The organism is Vibrio sp. 10N.222.46.A1 (assembly GCF_041473595.1).
GTDB lineage: Bacteria > Pseudomonadota > Gammaproteobacteria > Enterobacterales > Vibrionaceae > Vibrio > Vibrio tasmaniensis_A.
Window position 1 is genome coordinate 1 of the sequence record NZ_JBFRSN010000119.1, and the last position, 4640, is coordinate 4640.

Consider the following 4640-nt stretch of genomic DNA (forward strand, 5'->3'; position numbering starts at 1 on the left):
ATTTTATCAATTAATAAAAATCCACTCGTGAATTTAACTGTGGGTCAAAAACTGCCTATCTAATTGAAAACAAAATTATTATCTAAAAATGTACTATTTATACCTTACCTTAAACTCATACTAAAACTCATACTTCGTCTAAATAATAAACTTTTTTTACTACTTCACCATTTTTTAAAGCACTTATAGTTTTGAAAGTTAAGCAACAGGTTACATTCAATCAATCAATGAGAGGTGAAATGATGATTAGAGCATTCGTATTTATTCACAAATTCATCGTCTCAACGTTAATTTTTAGTCTGTCACTTTCATTCTACACCAGTGCTAACACCTTAACGTTAGGAATTAATGGCCAGATCAAAGATCGATGCGAAATAAATTTCTTTTCTGGCAATGTCATGAAGTTTACGGAACACCATGATGTGCAACTATTGCCTTTTAATATGTATTGTAACCGTCCGTTGGGTATAACGATTAATTCAAAATATGGAGGCTTAAAATATCAGCACCAAGGGGTTGATATTATTGAAACTTATAATCTGTCATTACAAATAGACGAGCTTCGGCTTTATGAAAGTAGGCACAGCAGCCAACTTACTTCACCAGTAATGATAAACAGTTCTGGTGTTATTCCTTTCTCTCAACAGGGGAGCCTTAGGGTAGCACTCGAAAATAGCTTGCGTTTCGCGGGTTATTATCAAGACGTTATTGAGATCGAAGTTTACCCTTCGATTCATAGCGTGACCAAGTAAAAGCTCTGCAATGTATCTGCAGAACAACATACGCTCAGCAGTATTCGAGCCAATCATTTAAGATAAAGGAATTTCTAATGAAAAAGCTAACACTCTACGCAGCAACAGTCACAGCTATTTTTGGTGCTCAAGTTCAAGCCGCTCCTGGTGATGTCCAGCTAGTTGGTTTTGTTTCACCTGTATGTGAAGTTACTGGTCTTTCAACACAACTGATGGACTTTGGTAATGTATCTCAAATTCAAAACCTTTCTGTTAGTGGCCTTAACATGAAGTGTAATGACGTCGATGGTGCAACTGTAACACTGACGAGTGCTGAGGGTGGTCTAGAGTCCGATGATAGCGAAGACTACGCTCTTACATACGAAGCAACATTTAACCCTTCAGGCTTAGCTCCTTTCACGCTTAATGCGCCAGGAGGCCCAGGCCTAAATGACGTTTCAATCAGTAACTCTTATGGTGGTTCAGGAGTATTGGCGACTGGTGTTGCCGCGTCCATTGATATTGTGACAACAGAAACCTCCCCATGGGCAGGTGGTTATTCAGATACGTTAACCGTAAATATCACCTCAAATTAGAGGTTGAATAAGTCGGGGGCTATTATTTGGCCTCCGACTTCATCTAAGCCTTTGTTGTATTAAAACTTAACCTCAGTTGTATTACGACTCTAGTTTAATTTGGAGCTCATCGCGATGTATAAATGGATCATGCATAAATGGACTGTTCTCTTATTATTGTCACTCACTTGTTTGTCAGCTCATGCGTTCAAAGTAGAGCCGATGTCTATGGAGATGACGCCACTTGGTAAAAGAGCTCAAATGACAATGAGGGTTGAGAATTCGTCTACCGAACCACTCACAGTCGAACTGTCTCCAGTATTTATGACTATGGATGAATACGGAAAAGAGACCACGACGCCTGCAGATGACGAGCTATTAGTGATTCCAGTAACTGCAATTATAGAGCCTGGACGTTCGCAATCTATTATGGTCCGATATTTAGGCGATCCGTCCATTACAGAGTCAAAAGCTTTTCGTATTGCTGTTAAGCAAGTGAAAGTTCAAAGAGCAAGTAGCAACCAAGGGCAAGTGAGTCTGTTACTTCAGTTTAATACGCTTATCAACGTGCGACCTCAGAACACTGCCTCTCAACTAGAAATTAAAAGTATCGAACCAAATAACAAGAATAACAAATGGGTCCTTGAAGTACTGAACAGCGGTAATAGTTATGGTCGGTTAACCAATACGACATGGAAAATTTCTGACGGCAAAAAATCAACCTATTTAAAAGGCGTAGAAATCGCCAAACGTATTCCAGGAACTTTAGTTCTTCCCTATTCCACTCGTTTTTTCGAAATGCAGCCACTTGAAAATTACAATGTAGAGACGCTATCGATTGAAATCGAGCAGGATCAGTAGCAATGAGACGTTATATTTTTGGTGGGTTCATTTCTTGTTTTCTGTGTGGACAAGCGCTTGGCATAACACTGTTTCCAACCGTCATTGAACTCAATACCGATCACAGGGCAACATCGCAACTGGTTGTGACTAACAACTCAACGCGGGATCTCCCACTTGAAGCTAACGTTCGTCGTTTGAAATTCTTACCTGATGGTACGTTCCAAACAATAGATCTATCGAGTGAGGTGATGTTTGTGTTTCCACCTGCCGCTATGTTGGCACCCGGTGAACGTCAAGTATTCCGTATACAATGGTTGGGAAACCGCCAACTCGAAACTTCCCAAAGTTACTTTGTTCGTTTCAGTACCTTAAATATTGGTCAAAACAACGAAAAAATGGACAGTCCTACCAGTTTAACAACCGGTATCAATTTGCAAGTTCACTACAATGCGTTGTTGCACATTCACTCATCCTCGCTAGAGCCTGACGTGAACTTACATATAGATGAACAAGGAAAACTAACACTCACTAATTCAGGGTCGCGATTTACCTATACATCGTTACTTCATTTTAAGGGGCTCGAATCTCAGAACCAAAAGGTACATGAGGCTTTAGGTGAACAGTTTATTCCACCACGCTCGACTATTACTTTGCCTTCTTCTTTAAATTACTTACCAGTAGGCACTTATCATGGATATGAAAACTGAAACCTCTCACAAGATGTGGCAAGTTTTCTATGTCTTGGGATTAGTACTGTTTTATTGTGCCGCCTTAAGCCCTGTAACTTGGGGCCAGGATATGGTATTGAACCCGACAGGACGCGACATTCAACTTACCTCTTTACTAAGGATAAGTGACACCATTCTTGGTGAAGCGGATATTATCATTACCGCAAACAACCAAATTCTTTTGCCAAAGGAAAGTACGCTGTCTCTCCTTTCGTCTGTCGTCACTCAAGAAGGTATTGGTAAGCTCCATGAGACGACAGACGATGAGATGCTGTCGCAGCACCACTTTATGAGCGTAGGGCTGGGACTAAATTTCGACTTTTCTTCGTTGGAATGTATCGTGACGGTTCCGCCAGAATTTAGCTTAACCCAACAACTCTCGATGAACGGCGCAGATGATTTTTATAACTATGCTGAGCCAAGTCTGTTAAGCGGATACGTTAACGTCGCCCTTTCCGCCAATGAGAGCCAATATGTCGATCAAAAATCGTCAAGGCAAGATCTTTATCGCAGTCAATTCGACTCTGCACTTAACATTGGTTTTTTCAATTTTGAATATGAATCCTATTTAGAAAATGGTTCATCGAAAAAGTCACAATATGTGAGAGAAGGAACTCGTCTTAATATTGACTTTGCACAGCAAGGTACACGACTTGTGCTCGGCGATATGTACAACAGTGGCCAATCTTTTCAGGACAGTACCGATATACTTGGTATTGGCTTAACTCGAGATTTCACACTGATTCCAACCAGAAATGCACGACCACGAGCCAATCAATCATTCACACTTCAAAGAGCCTCGAATGTCGATGTCTATATAGATGGGATTGCAGTCCAACGACTAACTTTAGGCGCTGGTAGCTACAACCTGAGTGATATACCTCTTGCGCAAGGTAGTAACGATATTGTACTCGTCATTACCGATCGTTCTGGAAACGAAGAGCGTATCGAGTTTTCTATTGCGACGGGTAACGACTTGCTCAATAGCGGTGAGTTTGAATATAGCATTATGTACGGAGCACCCTCTGAACTCCAAAATGGACAACTAGAATACCTAACCGATGAGCGTATTTTCCATGGTTATATTGATGTGGGGATTAACCCTTGGTTAACGTTAGGTACCAACTTTCAAACCCGTGAAGATTTATACCAATATGGTACTACCGCACTCATCGCTTCTAGATGGGGAGTCACTGAACTCAATGCTTCACGTAGCGAACATCCTGTATTAGGAAATGGCGATGCTTACAAATTTGCATTCGATGCGGAATTTTCCAGTAAGAATACACTGGCTCCACAACTGAGTGTTAGTTATGAGTATCTGAGCAACAATTTTACTGGTGTTGCTGGGTTTGGCGCCTCCGATAAAGACATCAACTTAACCACTCATTATGCTTCTGCATTCGGTTCGATTTATCTAAGTCGATCATTACGTGCCGCCATGACAGTCAATTACCGTTTAGGAATAGACAAAGAGAACGACTATTGGCTAATTAGCCCGAGTTTATCGGACGGACTGTTTGATACTCACGCGACTTGGAGTGCCCGTGTTAGCTATCAAGATCACGCCAGTAAAGACGATGACATCAGCACTACGCTCACCATAAGTTGGCCTCTTAGCCGACAAACTCGTGTCGTCGGTCGTTACAGTACAGAGCTAAGAGAAGCCGCCTTAGATTACAGCTATCAGAATAATATAGGTAACACCGGAGGGATATCAGGCTTTGCGAGTGTCATTACGAATGAAGAAACGGACGCCGATA

At 41.3% G+C, this 4640-nt stretch carries 5 protein-coding genes; all 5 read left to right on the forward strand.

Going from position 1 to position 4640, the window contains the following annotated elements; translation table 11 throughout:
* Positions 1-227 precede the first annotated feature (227 nt).
* Positions 228-752, forward strand: coding sequence for a hypothetical protein (locus AB4496_RS04320; protein ID WP_170962721.1), 525 nt, complete (start codon positions 228-230; stop codon positions 750-752).
* Positions 753-829: 77 nt separating this feature from the next.
* Positions 830-1327: a hypothetical protein gene (locus AB4496_RS04325; protein WP_009845433.1), complete on the forward strand. Its 498-nt coding sequence runs from the start codon at positions 830-832 to the stop codon at positions 1325-1327.
* A 114-nt stretch (positions 1328-1441) separates the two neighbouring features.
* Complete coding sequence (locus AB4496_RS04330; RefSeq protein ID WP_102258342.1) at positions 1442-2167, forward strand: molecular chaperone; 726 nt, start codon at positions 1442-1444, stop codon at positions 2165-2167.
* A 2-nt stretch (positions 2168-2169) separates the two neighbouring features.
* Positions 2170-2856 (forward strand): molecular chaperone, encoded by a 687-nt coding sequence (locus AB4496_RS04335; RefSeq protein WP_012600554.1) that lies wholly within the window; start codon positions 2170-2172, stop codon positions 2854-2856.
* Positions 2840-4640, forward strand: a 1801-nt coding sequence (locus AB4496_RS04340) for a fimbria/pilus outer membrane usher protein (RefSeq protein ID WP_372130628.1), incomplete at its 3' end; no start/stop codon positions are given. The genes AB4496_RS04335 and AB4496_RS04340, both read left to right, overlap by 17 nt.